This window comes from Streptomyces coeruleorubidus, assembly GCF_028885415.1.
Lineage (GTDB): Bacteria > Actinomycetota > Actinomycetes > Streptomycetales > Streptomycetaceae > Streptomyces > Streptomyces coeruleorubidus_A.
On the sequence record NZ_CP118527.1, the window covers coordinates 2,408,114 to 2,425,449 of the forward strand.

Genomic DNA, 17,336 nt, shown 5'->3' on the forward strand with positions numbered 1-17,336 from the left:
TGTGGCGGGGCTAGGGTCAGCACCATGATTGATCACGGTCATGACCTGGCGTCTGTACATGCCGCTACGGAACGGCTGCTCATCGCAGTCGGCAAACTGGACAACGCCTCTGTGACGCAGCCGTCACGGCTTCCCGGCTGGACCCGGGGCCATGTGCTGGCCCACCTGGCCCGTAATGCGGACGCCCTCGTGAACGTCCTGGAAGGCCGCCCCATGTACGTCTCCGGCGAGGCCCGGGACGCCGACATCGAGCGGGACGCCCCGCGCTCCCTCGACGTCCAGCTCGCCGACCTGCGCGAGAGCGCGGCCCGCTTCCAGGAGGCCGGGGCCGCTCCGGCGGACTGGTCGCGCACGGTGGAGTTGCGCAACGGAGTCACGGACTCCGCGTCCCGGGTGCCGTTCCGGCGGTGGGTGGAGGTGGAGCTGCACCACGTGGACCTGGGGGTCGGGTACGAGCTGGAGGATCTGCCGGCGGAGTTCACGGAGCGGGAGATCGCCTTCCTGGCCGACCGGTTCGCCGGGCATCCCGACGTACCGCCCACGCGCCTCACGGACGGCACGCGCGCGTGGAGCACGGGACGGGAGACGGACGACGGGCCCGAGGTGACCGTCACCGGTCCCCCGGCGGACCTGCTGGGCTGGCTCGCCGGCCGCCGCACCGGAGCCGCGCTGACGGTGGACGGCGGCCGGCTTCCGGAGCTGCCCCCGCTGTAGGACCCGGGCCGCTCCCCCGCTATAGGCTGGCGGACATGACGTACAGCGGACAGGTGACGGTCGGCGGACCTGCCGACGTGCACGAGCTCAAGGACCTGATGATCACCAAGATCGCGGTCGGTCCGATGAACAACAACGCCTATCTGCTGCGCTGCCGGGCCACGGACGAGCAGGTGCTGATCGACGCCGCGAACGAGGCCCAGACCCTGCTCGGCATGATCGGTGACGACGGCATCGCGTCCGTCGTCACGACCCACCGGCACGGCGACCACTGGCAGGCGCTCGCCGAGGTCGTGGCGGCCACCGGCGCCCGCACGTACGCGGGCCGGGACGACGCCGACGGCATCCCGGTGCGGACCGATGTGCTGGTCGACGACGGCGACACCATCCGGGTGGGGCGGGTGGAGCTCACCGCGCGCCATCTGGTCGGGCACACGCCCGGTTCGATCGCCCTCGTCTACGACGACCCGCACGGGCATCCCCATGTGTTCACCGGGGACTGCCTCTTCCCCGGCGGTGTGGGCAACACCCACAAGGACCCCAAGGCGTTCGCCAGTCTCATCCACGATGTGGAGACCAAGATCTTCGACGTCCTCCCGGACGAGACGTGGGTCTACCCGGGGCACGGCGACGACACGACGCTGGGCGCGGAACGCCCGCAGTTGCCGGAGTGGCACGCGCGCGGGTGGTGAGGTCCGCGCGGGGCGCACGCGCGCGGCTGGTGAGGCCCGCGCGAGACGCCCGCGTGTGGAGCAGTGGGACGCGCACGCGCCCCGTGTGAATCGTTCGCACACGCCGGTGTCGTACGTACGCTCCCCCCGTACGTAGTTGCGCGGTCAACTGGTAGGAGCCCCGCGCAGGATGACGGCTCCTGGGCGGATGGGCCGCCGGTCTGTCGATCCCCGCCCTCGGCCGGCGGCCCCGGCGACTGCCGAACTCGGCGCGCGCCAGGGAGTGTTCACAAGAACGCAACACCCGCTCCCACGATGTGAGCACGTTCCGTCGTGACCTCGACAAACAGGACCGTGGGCTGTCAATCTCGCGCCATGCATCCTGCCCCGCGGGCCCTGCGCCGCGCTGCCGCCGCCGTCACCGTCGCCCTGCTCGCCACCGCCGTCGGCTGCGCACCGCAGCCGGAGGAGCCCGCGGCCGGCACGTCCTCGGCCGGAAACATGTGCGAGAAGGGCAAGTTGGCCACCCGGACCTCGGGCAGGCTGACGATCGCCACCGACGAACCCGCCTACGAGCCGTGGTTCAAGGACGACGACCCCGCGAGCGGCAAGGGCTTCGAGTCGGCGGTCGCGTACGCCGTCGCCCGGCACCTCGGCTACGGCAAGGACAAGGTCGTCTGGCAGACCGTCCCGTTCAACAAGGCCTTCGCGCCCGGCGAGAAGACGTTCGACTTCGACATCAACCAGGTGTCCATCAGCGACGAGCGCAAGAAGGCCGTGGACTTCTCGTCCGGCTACTACGACGTGCGCCAGGCCGTCGTCGCCCTGAAGGGCTCCGAGGCGGCGAAGGCGAAGAGCGTCGCGGACCTGAAGGACGTGAAGCTGGGCGCCCAGGTCGGCACCACCAGCCTCGACTACATCGACGACGTGGTGCGGCCCACGCGGGCCGCCGCCGTGTTCGCCAAGAACGACCAGGCCAAGTCCGCGCTGAAGAACGGCCAGGTCGACGCCATCGTCGTGGACCTGCCGACCGCCTTCTACATCACCGGGGCCGAGATCACGGACGCGACGATCGTCGGCCAGTTCGAGAACCAGGGCGGTACGCCGGAGCAGTTCGGTCTCGTGCTCGACAAGGGCAGCGCGCTCACCTCCTGCGTCTCACGGGCCGTGGACGCGCTGCGCGAGGACGGCACGCTCGCGCGGATCGAGCAGCAGTGGCTGTCGGACGCCGTCGACGCTCCGGTGCTCAAGTGACGGTGAACAAGGAGGAGCCGGCGGTGGGCTCCGGCGAGCACGACGCGCGGGACGGCTACGTGCCGTCGCAGCGGCGCCTGGACCGTGAGCGCCACAAGCGCGCCCGCGCCCGGCGCGCCACGGCGATCGGCGCGCTCTCGACTCTCGTCACCGCAGCCGTCCTCTACCTGGTCGTCGTCAACGCCCCGGGCTGGCCGCGCACCAAGGAGACCTTCTTCGACTGGGGGTACGCGCGCGAGGCGTTCCCGAAGGTGCTCGAAGGGCTGTGGCTGAACGTCCGGCTGCTGCTGGTCTGCGGGGCCGCGGTGCTCGTCCTCGGCATGCTGATCGCCGTGGCCCGTACGCTGCGCGGCCCGGTGTTCTTCCCGCTGCGCGTCCTGGCCGCCGCGTACACGGACTTCTTCCGGGGGCTGCCGCTGATCATCAACCTGATGATCGTGGTCCTCGGCGTCCCCGCACTGCGGCTGCAGGGAGTGACCGTCGACCCGGTGCTCCTCGGCGGCACCGCGCTCACCCTGACGTACTCGGCGTACGTCGCCGAGGTGTTCCGGGCCGGCATCGAGTCCGTGCACCCCTCGCAGCGCGCCGCGGCCCGCTCGCTCGGGCTGAGCAACCGGCAGGCGCTGCGGTACGTGGTGCTGCCCCAGGCGGTGCGCCGCCAGGTGCCGCCGCTGCTGAACGACCTGGTGTCGCTCCAGAAGGACACCGGGCTGGTCTCGATCGGCGGTGCGGTGGACGCCGTACGGGCCGCCGACATCATCGTGGGCCGCAGCCTCAACTACACGCCGTACATCGTCGCGGGTCTGGTCTTCGTCGCGCTGACCATCCCGATGACCCGCTTCACGGACTGGGTGACGGCACGGATGGACCGCCGGCGGGCCCAGGGAGGAACCACATGAGCGAGACGCCCGTGCTGCGCATGGAGTCCGTCCGCAAGTCCTTCGGCGGCTCGGTCGTCCTGCGGGACGTCGACCTGGAGGTCGCCCCGCACACGGTCACCGCGCTGATCGGCGCCTCCGGCTCCGGCAAGTCCACGCTGCTGCGGTGCGCGAACCTGCTGGAGGAGATCGACGACGGGGCGATCTGGCTGGACGGCGAGGAGATCACCGACCCGCGCGTCGACCAGGACACCGTGCGCCGCCGGATCGGCGTGGTCTTCCAGGCGTACAACCTCTTCCCGCACCTGACTGTCCTGGAGAACATCACGCTCGCGCCCCGTCGCGTGCACGGCGTGCCCCGCGCCGAGGCCGAGGCACGCGCGCGTGAACTGCTGGAGCGGCTCGGACTCGGTGAGAAGGCGGGCGAGTACCCGGACCGGCTGAGCGGCGGCCAGCAGCAGCGGGCGGCGGTCGTGCGCGCCCTGGCCGCACGTCCCCGGCTGCTGCTGCTCGACGAGATCACCGCCGCCCTCGACCCCGAGCTGGTGGGCGAGGTCCTCAACGTCGTCCGCGGCCTGAAGGACGAGGGCATGACCATGGTGCTGGCCACGCACGAGATGGGCTTCGCGCGGGAGGTCGCCGACCAGGTGTGTTTCCTGGAGGGCGGCGTCGTGCTGGAACGCGGCACCGCCGAGCAGGTCTTCGGGGAACCGCGGCAGGAGCGCACCCGGCGCTTTCTGCGGCGGATCGTGGAGGCGGGGCGGCTGTAGGCAGGAGGACTCAGGCGTCGGCGTGCCCCGAGCCTGCCAGCGCCGCGACCCGCTCCACGCCGAACACGTACCCCTGCACCCCGCACCCCGCGATGACCCCGTCGGCGCGCAGCGAGACGTAGGAGTGGTGCCGGAACGACTCGCGCTTGTGGATGTTGGAGATGTGGACCTCCAACACGGGCATGCCGTCACAGGTGTTGAGGGCATCCAGGATGGCGACGGAGGTGTGCGAGTAGGCGCCCGGGTTGATCACGATGCCGCAGTGGTTCAGCCGGGCCTCGTGGATCCAGTCCACCAGCTCGCCCTCGTGGTTGGACTGGCGGAAGTCGACCGTGCCGCCGTGCGCGGCCGCCGCCTTGGCGCACAGGGCCTCGACGTCGGCGAGGGTGTCCGAGCCGTAGATCTCCGGCTGGCGCTGGCCGAGCAGGTTCAGGTTGGGGCCGTTGAGGATCATGATCGGGGCGTTGGCCAGGGTGCGGGGCACGGTTCCTCCGGTCCGTTCGGGGTCGGGCGGCCCGTGGCGGACCGCTGCTCGGACCCGGTTTATCACGGTGCGCCGACAGCCTGCCGAGCCGTAACCTCCCGGCATGACCAGCCTCTCCTACCCGCCCAAGCCGTCCCCCGGTGACCGCATCGCCGTGCTCTCGCCCTCCTCCGGCCTGCCGGGGCTCTTCCCGCTCCCCTACGAGCTGGGCCTGGAGCGGCTGCGCAAGGAGTACGGGCTGGAGCCGGTCGAGTATCCGGCGACCCGCAAGATGGGCTCCACGCCCCAGGAGCGGGCCGACGACATCCACGCGGCCTTCGCCGACCCGGACATCAAGGCGGTCATCGCGTCGATCGGCGGGGACGACCAGATCACCGTGCTGCCGCTGCTGGACCGGGAGTTGATCCGGGCCAACCCGAAGCCGTTCTTCGGGATCAGCGACAACACGAACCTGCTCGCCTACCTCCGCAACAGCGGCATCGTCTGCTTCCACGGCGGGAGCGTCATGTGCGAGCTGGGACGGCCCGGAGCCATGCACCCGCAGACCGCCGAGTCCCTGCGGGCGGCCCTGTTCACCTCCGGCCCGTACGAGCTGCGGCCCGCCGAGCGGTGGCGTGACATCGACCGGGACTGGGCGGACCCGGCGACCTTCGACGCGGAGCCGGAGACCCGGCCCGGGACCGGCTGGACCTGGGTCAACGCCGACCGGGTGGTCGAGGGCCGCAGTTGGGGCGGCTGCCTGGAGATCATCGGCTGGCTGCTGATGGCCGACCGCGAGATCGCACACGACCTGTCCGAGTACGACGCCGGCGTGCTGCTCCTGGAAACCTCGGAGGACATGCCGAGCGCCACGGAGGTCTTCTGCACCCTGCGCAACATGGGCGAACGCGGGCTGCTCCAGCGCTTTCCAGCCCTCCTCATGGGCCGCCCGAAGACCTGGTCCTTCGAGCGGCCCAACAGCCCGGAGGAGGCCGCTCGTCACGCGTCCGACCAGCGTGAGGCCGTCCTGAGCGCCATGCGGACCTACGCCCCCGAAACCACGATCGTCTTCGACGTGGACTTCGGGCACACCGACCCGCAGCTGGTGATCCCGTACGGGGGCACCGTGCGCGTGGACGGACCGGCCCGGCGCATCACGGTCACGTACTGAGTGCCCCGGGACCCTCCACGCGCCCCCGTAACCCGCCGTCACCGTGGGTAGTTGACGCGGCATGCACGACGTACGCGCCATAAGGGCCCCGTCCATGCCGCGCCTGGCGGCAGCCTCGCTCGCCGGCACGGCCATCGAGTTCTACGACTTCTTCGTCTACGGCACCGCGGCGGCCCTGATCCTGGGGCCGTTGTTCTTCCCGACCTTCTCGCCGGTGGCGGGGACGCTGGCCGCCTTCGCCACGTTCGGCGTGGGCTTCATCGCGCGGCCGCTGGGTTCGGTGCTGTTCGGGCACATCGGGGACCGGCGGGGGCGGCGGCCCGTCCTCGTCGCCTCCCTGCTGCTGACCGGTGTCTCCACGGTCGCGGTCGGCTGCGTGCCGACGTACGAGACGATCGGCGTGGCCGCTCCCCTGCTGCTCCTGGTGCTGCGTTTCCTCCAAGGACTGGGGCTCGGCGGGGAGTGGGGCGGGGCGGTGCTGCTGACGGTGGAGCACGCGCCCGCCGGGCGGCGCGGGCTGTGGTCGAGCTTCCCGCAGGTCGGGCCCGCGCTGGGGTTCCTGCTCGCCAACGGTGTCGTGCTGGGGCTGTCGGCGACGCTGTCCGAGGCGCAGTTCGCCTCGTGGGGGTGGCGGGTGCCGTTCTGGGCGGCGGGGGTGCTGGCCGTGGTGGGGCTGTGGCTGCGTTCCTCGCTCGCCGAGAGCCCGAGTTTCCTCAAGATCGACGACCACGCGCGCGTGCCGCTCGTCGAGGTCCTGCGCGACCACTGGCGCCTCCTGCTGCTGACCGGCGGGGCGCTCGCGATCGGCTACGCGATCTTCTACGCCGTGACGACCTGGTCGCTCGCCTACGGCACGGAACGGCTCGGGGTGAGCCGCAGCGTCATGCTGACCTGCATCATGGCCGCGGTGGTCGTGAAGGGGGCGCTCACGCCGCTGATGGCGCTGCTCGGTGACCGCTACGGCCGGCGCCCGCTGTGCCTGGCCGGGTGCGCGGTCGCCGCCCTGTGGATGTTCCCTATGGTCGCGCTCCTCGCCACCGGCGCGCCGCTGCCGATGTTCCTCGGCTTCCTCGGGGCGATGCTCGCGTTCATCACGATGTTCGCCGTGATCGCCGCGTATCTGCCGGAGCTGTACCAGCCGCGGGTGCGCTGCACGGGCGCTGCGGTCGGTTACAACCTCGGCGGGGTCCTCGGGGGCGCGCTCACGCCGATCGTGGCGACGGCGCTGGCCGAGCAGGGCGGGCGGGTGCCCTGGGGCGTGGCCGCGTATCTGACGGCGATCGCGCTGTTCAGTCTGGGGTGCTTCGCGCTGCTGCCCGAGACACGTCCGGTGCCGGTGGCGGCGGCTGCGGAGCCTGCTTCGGGGTGACCACTTGGTGGTGGTGCGCGTAAACGGGTGGTGGTGCACAAGCGAGTTGTGGTGCGTAAGCGGGTGGTGGTGCATAAGCGGGTGGTGGAGCGCGTAAACGCTTGGGCCGTGATCACCTCGCCGTGCCGGGTGATCGGCAGGAAGTAGTCCCGGGGCCGCACGGTCTGCGTGGCGACGAACAGTCCGTACAGGACCGCGCGTGCCGCGGGGCTACGCGAGTACATGTGCTACGGAGCTATGCGAGTTCGCGTTGGTCCAAGAGGTCGCAGTTGGTGTACACCCTCTCGCCGATGCACAGCGCGTCCAGGTGCTCCGCCAACCTGCTGGTCTCGGGGTCGTTGCTGTTACGCATGGCCTCCTCGTAGGAATCGAACTCGATCAGCGCCAGATAGCGGCGCGGATTGTCGCGGTCCTTCAGGAGCATGCGTTGCCTGGGGCCGCCCGGCCGGCCGGCGACGCGCCTCCCCGCCTCCTCGAGCACCCGCTCCATCTCGTCCAAGCGCTCGGTCTCGAAGTCGATGATCTGTACGAACTTCATGGCACCTCCAGCCGGCCACGGCGTCCCCGGGCCGGGGAACGCGCTCAAGAACAAGCAAGCACCGGGACCGGCGATCGGCAATTCGCCGACCACCGGTCCCGGTGAGGTTGCTCCTACGTCCGACGTGGTCAGACGTCGATGCTGTCCTTCGGAGCGCCTTCGCTCTGCGCCTGTGCCGCCTCGGCCGCCGCTTGCTTCTTCGAAGCGCGCAGGCTGGTGATCGTGGTGACGATCAGGACGGCGCAGATCACGCCGAGCGAGACCGGAATGCTGATCTCGGGCACGTGCACCCCGGACTCGTGCAGCGCGTGCAGCACCAGCTTCACGCCGATGAAGCCGAGGATGATCGACAGGCCGTAGCTGAGGTGGACCAGCCTCTTCAGCAGACCGCCGATGAGGAAGTACAGCTGGCGCAGACCCATCAGGGCGAACGCGTTGGCTGTGAAGACGATGTACGGGTCCTGCGTCAGGCCGAAGATCGCGGGGATGGAGTCGAGCGCGAACAGCACGTCCGTAGAGCCGATCGCGAGCATCACGACCAGCATCGGGGTCATGACCCGCTTGCCGTTCTCCTGGATCCACAGCTTGGTGCCGTGGTAGCGGTCGGCCACACCGAAGCGGCGCTCGGCGGCCTTGAGCAGCTTGTTCTCCTCGAACTCCTCGTCCTCCTCTTCCGCCCTGGCCTCCTGGATGAGCTTCCAGGCGGTCCAGATCAGGAAGGCGCCGAAGAGGTAGAAGACCCACGAGAAGCTGGCGAGGATCGCTGCGCCCGCGGCGATGAAGATGGCCCGCAGGACCAGGGCTATGAGGACGCCGATCAGGAGTACCCGCTGCTGGTACTGCGAGGGCACCGCGAACTTCGCCATGATCAGGACGAAGACGAAGAGGTTGTCGACGCTGAGTGACTTCTCGGTGATGAAGCCGGCGAAGAACTCGCCGGCGGGCTGGCCGCCGCCGAACATGAGCAGGCCGAGCCCGAAGAGCGCGGCCAGGACGATCCAGACGACCGTCCAGATCCCGGCTTCCTTGATCGATACGTCGTGCGGCTTGCGGCCGATGAAGAAGTCGACCGCAATCAGGGCGGCGAGCCCCACGATCGTCAGGACCCATAGGGTCACGGAAACATCCACTGCGCCTCCGGCAGTCGTAACGGCAAATGTCAGCGTCGTCGCTGCCGGAGGTCTCTTCCACCCAAGGATGGGCCGACGCCCCGGGATCTGGCCTGATCCGTATTGACGGGTACGCCGCAGCAGACAGGGAGTACTCCCCTCCGTGCCGATAACAGTACCGCAATCACCAAGAAAAGGTAAAGCGCTTGGCAAAAGAAAGGCCAAGTCCCCAGGTCAGACAGCTTTACACGTACTTGGTGCGGGCGGCCGCGACCTGGGTGAGCACCTGCTGGAGGACCTGGCTGCCCGGCGGCACGAGCGAGGGCTCGTACGTCCAGGCATGACCGACCCACGGGTCGGCGAGATGATCGTCGGGCACCGGTGTCAGTCGCAGCAGCGAACGCCACAGCGGGTCGAGCAAAGGCCCGTACCCGGCGGACTCCTCACGGTCGGCCACCATCATCAGATGGACGCCGAAGGCCGGACCCTCGTCGGCGAGGTAGCGCAGCTGGTTCACGGCCCGGTCGTCGAAGCCGTGCGGGAAGTCGTTGACGATCAGCAGTTGCTGTGAGGTGTCGAAGCCGGGCGGGAGCGAATCGGCGGCCCCTCCGCGCACCGCCATCTGCACCAGATCGACCCGCTGGGTGAGCCGGGCCAGCACGTCCGCCACCCCTGCGGCGCCGAGCGCGGGCGGGGCCGCGAGTACACCGGTCTGCACGAGGGGTGCGAGCGGCTGCGCGCCCGAGCCGGCCGGGTCGATGACGTGGACGGTGAACTCCCCCGCCGGGTAGACGGCGAGCAGCCGCGCCGCGTGCGCGACCGCCGTCTCCATGGCGAGACGCCCCAGGGCGTGCGAGTCCGCGAACGAACCGTCGGACGATCCGGTCCGGCCGCTGTCGATCCACAGGCCGCGCTCCAGCGGCAGCCGGACCAGCATCGGGATGCGGAGCCGGTCGGCCTCGGGGAGATGGAGGTCGCCCAGGCGCAGGGCCATGGGGATCTCCATCGGTACCCGGTAGGCGTGCCAGACGGGGCTGTCCCAGCGGGCGTACGCCGGCGGGAGGGCCGGTTCGACGACCTCGGCCTCGGCCGCGAGCTGGGCCAGGTCCCGGTCGAGGGCCTCGCCGGCCTGGGCGACGAGCTGGGCGTGCCGGGCGCGGGCCGCCTCGCGGGCGGCGTCGCCCTGGCCGCCGATCCGGCTGCGCGGGTCGGACAGGACCTGTTCGAGCTCCTTGTCCATGCGGGACTCGGCGAAGTCGACGGCGCTGCGGTAGGCGGCGGCGGTGCGGGCCAGGTCCTCGAACATGCCCCACACCTGGTTGTAGAGCCGCTCGTCCATGGACCAGCCGGTCGCGTCGCCCGCGACGGGCTGGGCGGGCTGCCCGGGTGCGGCGGGGGGTGCGGTGGGCGGCGGCGGGGGCGGAGCGGCGTTCCGGCGGCGTGGGTGGCTGTAGTCGATCGGGCCGCCCGCGGTGGGCGTGGACGACTGGGTGACGGCGTCGGGGTCCAGCGCCAGGCCGGGATACGACGGCGTCTGCGGCGCGGGCTGCCCCGGCCCGCCGGGCGTCTGACCGCCGTACGGCGACATCGGTGGTGCCTGGCCCGGCTGGGGCGCGGTGCCGCCCTGGTCCGGGCCGAGGGCCGGGGCCGTGGCCTGCCGGGAGCGGTCGCCGTCCGCCGTGCGCGGCGGGGGCACCTGCACCGAGCGGGCCAGTCCCTGGGCCACGGCGTCGTCGATGCCGGCGGCGAGCTGGTGGGCTTCGGGCAGGCCTTGGTCAGTGAGGAGTTCGGCGAGGCCGCCCGCGTAGCCCTGGCCGACGGCGCGCACCTTCCAGGCGCCCTGCCGGCGGTAGAGCTCCAGGGCGACGACCGCCGACTCGGCCTCCAGGCCGGTGATGGTGTAGCTGGCGATCTCGGCGCCGTCGAGGCCGGTGATGGCGACGAACGGGGCGGCCACGGCGCCGAAACGGACCGGGCCCGCGCCGCCGGCGGGCAGGGCGAGCAGCACGCCGACACGGTGGACGGCCTCCGGCACGGCGTCCAGATCGACGGCGAGGCGATGGTCGGCGGCGGCCTGCCGGGAGACCTCGAGACCCGGCTGGGTGGGCGCGCCCGGGTGGGCGACCCACTCCACGCCGCGGATCCGGCCGCTTTCGTCACTGAGCGCGGCCGCGGCCACGATCGGCGTGCCGGCCGAGACCCGGATCTCGAGGCGGACCTGGGAGAGCGGGTGGTTCTGCCCCCGCACCAGCTCGGCCGTCATCGCCTTCTCCCCCTGTGTCGTTGTGTGGTGTCGTGTGGCGCTCGCCGGCCCGGCCCGGCCGGTTGCCCCGGGGCCTCAGAGGACGGGCAGGATCGCCGGCATCAGGTCCTGGAAGGTACGGCCGTTGGCCGGGTTGCCGAGGGCCGTCAGCGTCCAGCCCGGGCCCGAGCGGTGCACCTTGGCCATGATCTGGGCCGTGTACTGGCCGCCGCCGGCCAGCGTGTAGCGGGCGAGCTCCTGGCCGTTGGTCTCGTCGACCAGGCGGCAGAACGCGTTCTGCACCTCCTGGAACGTCTGGCCCGTGAAGGAGTTCACGGTGAAGACGATCTGGTCGATGTGGACCGGGACGCGCGACAGGTCGACGAGGATCGCCTCGTCGTCGCCGCCCTGACCGACACCGCCGACGAGGTTGTCACCGGTGTGGCGCACCGAGCCGTCGTCGCTCACCAGGTGGCGGAAGAAGACGACGTCGACCGGCTGCTTGTCGGCGAACAGAACGGCCGAGGCGTCGAGGTCGACCTCCCGCGTACGCGAGCCGAACAGGCCGCGCCGGGGAGCCGCCTGCCAGCCGAGACCCATGCGCACCGCGGTCAGGCTGCCGCCGTCGTTCTTCTGCAGACTGATGGCCTGACCCTTGGTCATGTTGACGGTCACGCGCTGATCCCCTCTCGGACGTCCCCTGTTGCCGCGCAGTCGCGGTTGGTCAGAACACTACGCAGGGGCACTGACAGTGACGTACCCCGGTCCGCACTTTGTGTCGGTCTTGCAACACTGCGCGTACGCGGTCCGCTGTCAGGCCAGGCCCGCCTCCTTCATCTGGCGCAGCTCCTTCTTCATCTCGGAGACCTCGTCGCGCAACCGGGCCGCGATCTCGAACTGGAGGTCCGCGGCGGCGGCCCTCATGCGTGCGGTGAGCTCCTCGATCTGCTCGCTGAGTTCGGCCGCGGGGCGGTCGGTCGGCACCGTCTCCTTGGCCTTGCCCCTGCCCTTGGCCGGCTTGGCGCCCTCGGCGGCCCTGCCCAGGGAGGGCACGGGCGACTTGGTGCCCCCGCCGTCCTTCTTCGCCTTGCGGTAGCCCGAGCCGAGCAGCTGCTCGGTGTCGATGTCCTCGCGGGCGATCTGGGCGACGATGTCGTTGATCTTCTTGCGGAGCGGCTGGGGGTCGATGCCCCGCTCCTTGTTGTACGCGATCTGCTTCTCCCGGCGCCGGTTGGTCTCGTCGATGGCCTTCGCCATCGCCGGGGTGATCTTGTCCGCGTACATGTGGACCTGGCCGGAGACATTGCGCGCGGCGCGGCCGATGGTCTGGATCAGGGAGGTGCCGGAGCGCAGGAAGCCCTCCTTGTCGGCGTCCAGGATCGCCACCAGGGACACCTCGGGCAGGTCGAGGCCCTCCCGCAGGAGGTTGATGCCGACCAGCACGTCGTACTCGCCGGCGCGCAGCTCACGCAGGAGTTCGACGCGGCGCAGGGTGTCGACGTCGCTGTGCAGATAGCGCACCTGGATGCCCAGCTCCAGGAAGTAGTCCGTGAGGTCCTCGGCCATCTTCTTGGTGAGCGTGGTGACCAGGACGCGCTCGTCCTTGTCGGTGCGCTGCCGGATCTCGTGCACCAGGTCGTCGATCTGGCCCTCGGTGGGCTTGACGACGACTTCCGGGTCGACGAGGCCGGTGGGGCGGATGATCTGCTCGACGACTCCGTCCGAGCGGGAGAGCTCGTAGGTGCCCGGGGTGGCCGACAGGTAGACCGCCTGGCCGATGCGCTCCTGGAACTCCTCCCACTTCAGGGGGCGGTTGTCCAGGGCGGAGGGCAGCCGGAAGCCGTGGTCGACGAGGGTGCGCTTGCGGGAGGCGTCGCCCTCGTACATGGCGCCGATCTGCGGGACCGTGACGTGCGACTCGTCGATGACGAGGAGGAAGTCGTCCGGGAAGTAGTCCAGCAGGGTGTTGGGCGGGGAGCCGGGCACACGGCCGTCGAAGTGCATCGAGTAGTTCTCCACGCCGGAGCAGGAGCCGATCTGGCGGAGCATCTCGATGTCGTACGTCGTGCGCATCCTGAGACGCTGGGCCTCCAGGAGCTTGCCCTGCTTCTCCAGCTCGGCGAGGCGCTCGCCCAGCTCCTTCTCGATGTCGTTGATGGCCCGCTCCAGACGCTCGGGCCCTGCGACGTAGTGGGAGGCCGGGAAGACGTACAGCTGCTGGTCGTCGCTGATGATCTCGCCGGTGACCGGGTGCAGCGTGGACAGCGCCTCGATCTCGTCGCCGAACATCTCGATGCGGACGGCCAGCTCCTCGTAGACCGGGAAGATCTCGATGGTGTCGCCGCGGACGCGGAAGGTGCCGCGGGTGAAGGCCATGTCGTTGCGCGTGTACTGGATGTCCACGAAGCGGCGCAGCAGCTCGTCGCGGTCGTGCTCCTCGCCGACGCGGAGGGGGACCATGCGGTCGACGTACTCCTGCGGCGTACCGAGGCCGTAGATGCAGGAGACCGAGGCGACCACGACGACGTCGCGGCGGGTGAGCAGCGAGTTGGTCGCGGAGTGGCGCAGGCGCTCGACCTCCTCGTTGATCGAGGAGTCCTTCTCGATGTAGGTGTCCGACTGCGGGACGTAGGCCTCGGGCTGGTAGTAGTCGTAGTACGAGACGAAGTACTCGACGGCGTTGTTCGGGAGCAGCTCGCGGAACTCGTTCGCCAGCTGGGCGGCCAGCGTCTTGTTCGGCGCCATCACGAGTGTGGGGCGCTGGAGCTTTTCGATCATCCACGCGGTGGTGGCGGACTTGCCGGTGCCGGTCGCGCCCAGCAGGACGACATCCTTCTCGCCTGCCTGGATGCGCTGGGCGAGCTCGGCGATGGCCGTCGGCTGGTCGCCGCTCGGCTGGTAGGGGCTGACGACCTCGAAGGGCGCCACCGTGCGTTCGATCTGGGAAACGGGCCGCATGGGATCCACCGTACGACCCCGCACTGACAACGGGCTCCGATCAGCGGTTCTGCGGGGCCCGGGAGCCGCGGTGGTCCACGGTGCGGCGGGGGCGGAGCCGCGGGCGCTGCGGGTTGTGAGTGGTGTGGGTGTGGGCGGGGATGCCGGGCCTGTGCTCGACGGGGACGACCGTGGGCTTCCCCATGACCATCAGTGGGTCGAACATCACCACGATGCCCGCGAGGAGGAGGAAGGCGAGCGGGCCGACCAGCATGGGCGCGAGCAGGGCCGCGGGAGACTCCCCCGTGGTGGGTTCCGCCGTCCCGTGCAGGTGGACGCTGAGGGCGGCCATGCCGGTGTAGTGCATACCGCTGACCGCGAGTCCCATGACGAGGCTGGCGCCCACGCTCCACAGGAAGCCCCGGACCTGGCCGGCCGCCCACAGGGCGGCGGTGGCGGCGGCCATGGCGATCGCGACGGAGATGCCGACGGTGAGCGTGTTGTACTCCAGCTTCCCGTCCAGGCTCATGCTGGCCATGCCGAGGTAGTGCATCGAGGCGATGCCCAGGCCGGTGATGGTGCCGCCGGTGAACAGGGCCGTTCCGCGGGCTCCCTTGTAGCCGACGATGAAGATCCCGATGCCCACCATCACGATCGCGACGGCCAGGCTCGCGAAGGTCATCGGCTTGTCGTAGTGGATCGGGGTCCCCCGGACCGTGAATCCCATCATCGCGATGAAGTGCATGGTCCATATGCCGGAGCCGATGGCGGCCGAGCCGAGGGCGAGCCAGCCGGGGCGCCAGGACTGGGCGACGAGCATGGATCTGGTGGTGCAGCGCAGGCCCAGGGCGCCTCCGAGGCAGGCCATGAGGTAGGCCACCAGGGGTGTGACCAGCCCGTAGCTGAATCCGTCGACCGTGCCCTGCATGCGCGGCTGCCCTTCCCGCCCTTTGCGTCCCGGAATTTTCCGATGCGCGCCCCCTCCCAGGACCGCAGAGCGGTCAGGGTTGACGCAGAGAGTATGACCCCCACCGGAATGGTCGAACGACTTTCCGGCAAAGAAACACGGCCTTGCCGCAGTTGTGCGGTACCGGTGAGCGGAGTTGGGTCATCTCCATTCAACCTGTGGCCATCCTGTACCCCTCTTGCGTTGACCCTCTGCTGTCACAGTTGAGCTGTCTGTGATGCCGTGATCGCTCGACGCGAGGAGTACGTATGCACGCGCGCGCTGTTGCCGCCTCGACCACCGCGCTCCTGGGGACCGCCGCCCTCCTGTTCCCCGTCTCCCCGGCGCGGGCCGCCGACGACGGGTCGCCGCTGGTCATCGCGCACCGGGGGGCCTCCGCGTACGCGCCCGAGAACACGCTGGCCGCCGTGGACAAGGCGGCCGATCTGGGCATCCGCTGGGTGGAGAACGACGTGCAGCGGACCAGGGACGGTGAGCTCGTCGTCCTCCACGACGACAACCTGCGGCGCACCACCGACGTCGAGGAGGTCTTTCCCGACCGGGCTCCCTGGAAGGTGAAGGACTTCACCGCCGCCGAGATCGGCCGTCTCGACGCGGGCAGCTGGTTCGGCCCCGCGTACGCGGGCGCGCGCGTGCCGACGCTGGAACAGTTCGTGAACCGCGTCGAGCGTCATCACCAGAAGCTTCTCCTGGAGATCAAGAACCCGGAGCTGTACCCGGGCATCGAGCGGCAGACGCTCAAGGTCCTCAGCAACGAGGGCTGGCTGGACCGGTCGCATCTGGCGGGCCGGCTGATCGTGCAGAGCTTCAGCGCCGACAGCGTCCGGACGGTGCACGAGCTGAAGCCCGCCGTGAAGACCGGCTTCCTCGGCACGCCGCCCACGTCGGACCTGCCGGTCTACGCCGGCTTCGCCGACCAGATCAACCCGTCGTACGGCTCGCTCTCCACGGCGTACGTCTCCTCCGTCCAGGCGTTCACCGGACCGCACGGCAGGCCGCTGGAGGTCTTCACCTGGACGGTCGACGACGCGGCGACGGCCCAGCGGGTCGCCGGTTACGGGGTCGACGGGATCATCACGAACAAGCCGGATGTGGTCCGAGAGGCCGTGGACGGGTGAGGCAGGCCCTCGCCCTGTGGGCTGTTCGTCCGGCCGGGGCGGCGTTGTCAGTGGTGGGTCGTACGGTGGGCGCATGGACAGCCATGGGCAGGTTGAGCAGCGGGTCGTGTGGGGCGTCGTCGGCAGCGACATCGGCCCGCTGATGCTGGCGGCGACCCGCGAGGGCCTGGTGAACGTCGTGTTCCATGCCACGGACGCGGTGCGGGACCGAGCGGTCGAGCGGCTGGCGTCACGCCTCGGCACCGAGCCCGTCGAGGCGCCCGGCTCCCCGCTGCTGGCCGAGGCGATACGTCAGGTCGAGGCGTACTTCGCGGGTGAGCGCCGCGATTTCGACCTGCCGCTGGACTGGTCGCTGATCTCCGGCTTCAACCGCGAGGTCCTGCGCGAGCTGGCATCCGGTGTGCCGTACGGCACGGTCGTCGGGTACGGCGATCTGGCCGGGTGGGTCGGCCAGCCGGGCGCCGCCCAGGCCGTGGGCACGGCGATGGGCGCAAATCCGCTGCCGGTGGTGGTGCCCTGTCACCGGGTCGTCGAGAGCGGCGGCGGAATCGGCGGCTTCGGGGGCGGGCTGGAGACCAAGCGGAAGCTGCTCGCCCTCGAAGGAGTGCTGCCCGAGCCGCTGTTCTGAGGCGGGTCCGGTCAGTCGTAGTGCCGCGCCTCGAAGACGTTGCCGTCCGGGTCGCGGAAGTAGAAGCTGCGCGTGGCCTTGCCCCGGGCTCCGAAGGAGTCGTACGAGAGGTCCGACACCGGTACGGAGCGTTCCTCCAGGCGGCTGAGAAGGGCGTCGAAGTCGCCCCGGGGCAGGGACAGGCAGACGTGGTTGACAGGGTGCCCCGCGCTGTCGGCGGCGCCGGGCAGCATCGTCATGCGTTCCGCGAAGGTCAGCGGCATGAGGTCGAGGATGGTCTCGTCGTTGACGCGTACGGAGGGGAACGGCACGTCACCGGCGGTGAACTCGGTGAGCCTGACCGCCTCCAGGCCGACGGCCTTCTCGTAGAAGTCGGCGGCGGCGACCGGGTCGCGCACCCAGAGGACGACGTGGTCGAGTCGTGGTGTGTTGTCCGTCATGCATTCCAGGCTCGTGACGTCGCCGACAGCCCGCAAGGGTTTGGCCCGGTGCGCCGCCCGCCAGGGA

17 protein-coding genes are annotated in these 17,336 nt (G+C 70.4%); 9 read left to right on the plus strand and 8 right to left on the minus strand.

The window, feature by feature from the left end; genetic code table 11:
• Positions 1-24 precede the first annotated feature (24 nt).
• From PV963_RS11245 to PV963_RS11265, 5 genes are all read left to right on the plus strand, one after another.
• Positions 25-714 (plus strand): maleylpyruvate isomerase family mycothiol-dependent enzyme, encoded by a 690-nt coding sequence (locus PV963_RS11245; protein WP_274815501.1) that lies wholly within the window; start codon positions 25-27, stop codon positions 712-714.
• 35 nt (positions 715-749) lie between these two features.
• A complete protein-coding gene (locus PV963_RS11250; RefSeq protein ID WP_274815502.1) occupies positions 750-1,406 on the plus strand; it encodes an MBL fold metallo-hydrolase in 657 nt (218 codons plus the stop codon).
• A gap of 354 nt (positions 1,407-1,760) precedes the next feature.
• On the plus strand, positions 1,761-2,639 hold the full coding sequence (locus tag PV963_RS11255) for an ABC transporter substrate-binding protein (RefSeq protein WP_274815503.1): 879 nt from the start codon (positions 1,761-1,763) through the stop codon (positions 2,637-2,639).
• On the plus strand, positions 2,636-3,538 hold the full coding sequence (locus PV963_RS11260) for an amino acid ABC transporter permease (protein WP_274815504.1): 903 nt from the start codon (positions 2,636-2,638) through the stop codon (positions 3,536-3,538). Before PV963_RS11255 ends, PV963_RS11260 begins: the two co-directional genes overlap by 4 nt.
• The gene (locus PV963_RS11265) at positions 3,535-4,287 is read left to right on the plus strand and encodes an amino acid ABC transporter ATP-binding protein (protein WP_274815505.1); all 753 of its coding nucleotides are present in this window, start codon (positions 3,535-3,537) and stop codon (positions 4,285-4,287) included. Before PV963_RS11260 ends, PV963_RS11265 begins: the two co-directional genes overlap by 4 nt.
• A 10-nt stretch (positions 4,288-4,297) precedes the next feature.
• Here PV963_RS11265 and aroQ read toward each other — a convergent pair whose 3' ends face one another.
• Positions 4,298-4,771, minus strand: a complete 474-nt coding sequence (aroQ, locus tag PV963_RS11270; protein ID WP_086561704.1) for a type II 3-dehydroquinate dehydratase — start codon at positions 4,769-4,771, stop codon at positions 4,298-4,300.
• A 103-nt stretch (positions 4,772-4,874) separates the two neighbouring features.
• On the opposite strand from aroQ, the gene PV963_RS11275 reads away from it, so the two are divergent.
• Together PV963_RS11275 and PV963_RS11280 are read left to right on the plus strand one after the other, a co-directional pair.
• Entirely contained in the window at positions 4,875-5,921 is a 1,047-nt protein-coding gene (locus PV963_RS11275) for a S66 family peptidase (RefSeq protein WP_274815506.1), read from the plus strand.
• Between the two features lie 61 nt (positions 5,922-5,982).
• On the plus strand, positions 5,983-7,290 hold the full coding sequence (locus PV963_RS11280; protein ID WP_274815507.1) for an MFS transporter: 1,308 nt from the start codon (positions 5,983-5,985) through the stop codon (positions 7,288-7,290).
• A gap of 235 nt (positions 7,291-7,525) precedes the next feature.
• Here PV963_RS11280 and PV963_RS11285 read toward each other — a convergent pair whose 3' ends face one another.
• The 6 genes from PV963_RS11285 to PV963_RS11310 all read right to left on the minus strand — a co-directional run bounded on the left by PV963_RS11285 (position 7,526) and on the right by PV963_RS11310 (position 15,044).
• Positions 7,526-7,828: a hypothetical protein gene (locus PV963_RS11285; protein ID WP_274815508.1), complete on the minus strand. Its 303-nt coding sequence runs from the start codon at positions 7,826-7,828 to the stop codon at positions 7,526-7,528.
• 128 nt (positions 7,829-7,956) lie between these two features.
• Entirely contained in the window at positions 7,957-8,958 is a 1,002-nt protein-coding gene (locus tag PV963_RS11290; protein WP_274815509.1) for a TerC/Alx family metal homeostasis membrane protein, read from the minus strand.
• A gap of 223 nt (positions 8,959-9,181) precedes the next feature.
• Positions 9,182-11,200 (minus strand): TerD family protein, encoded by a 2,019-nt coding sequence (locus PV963_RS11295; protein WP_274815510.1) that lies wholly within the window; start codon positions 11,198-11,200, stop codon positions 9,182-9,184.
• A gap of 75 nt (positions 11,201-11,275) precedes the next feature.
• Positions 11,276-11,854, minus strand: a complete 579-nt coding sequence (locus PV963_RS11300; RefSeq protein WP_059422155.1) for a TerD family protein — start codon at positions 11,852-11,854, stop codon at positions 11,276-11,278.
• A gap of 138 nt (positions 11,855-11,992) precedes the next feature.
• A complete protein-coding gene (gene uvrB, locus PV963_RS11305; protein ID WP_274815511.1) occupies positions 11,993-14,137 on the minus strand; it encodes an excinuclease ABC subunit UvrB in 2,145 nt (714 codons plus the stop codon).
• 40 nt (positions 14,138-14,177) lie between these two features.
• Complete coding sequence (locus PV963_RS11310; protein WP_274815512.1) at positions 14,178-15,044, minus strand: MHYT domain-containing protein; 867 nt, start codon at positions 15,042-15,044, stop codon at positions 14,178-14,180.
• Positions 15,045-15,331: 287 nt separating this feature from the next.
• Here PV963_RS11310 and PV963_RS11315 point away from each other — a divergent pair, with 287 nt between their 5' ends.
• On the plus strand, positions 15,332-16,201 hold the full coding sequence (locus tag PV963_RS11315; protein ID WP_274815513.1) for a glycerophosphodiester phosphodiesterase: 870 nt from the start codon (positions 15,332-15,334) through the stop codon (positions 16,199-16,201).
• Positions 16,202-16,274: 73 nt separating this feature from the next.
• The gene (locus tag PV963_RS11320) at positions 16,275-16,829 is read left to right on the plus strand and encodes a methylated-DNA--[protein]-cysteine S-methyltransferase (protein WP_274815514.1); all 555 of its coding nucleotides are present in this window, start codon (positions 16,275-16,277) and stop codon (positions 16,827-16,829) included.
• 11 nt (positions 16,830-16,840) lie between these two features.
• Here PV963_RS11320 and PV963_RS11325 read toward each other — a convergent pair whose 3' ends face one another.
• The gene (locus PV963_RS11325; RefSeq protein ID WP_274815515.1) at positions 16,841-17,269 is read right to left on the minus strand and encodes a VOC family protein; all 429 of its coding nucleotides are present in this window, start codon (positions 17,267-17,269) and stop codon (positions 16,841-16,843) included.
• Positions 17,270-17,336: the final 67 nt, after the last annotated feature.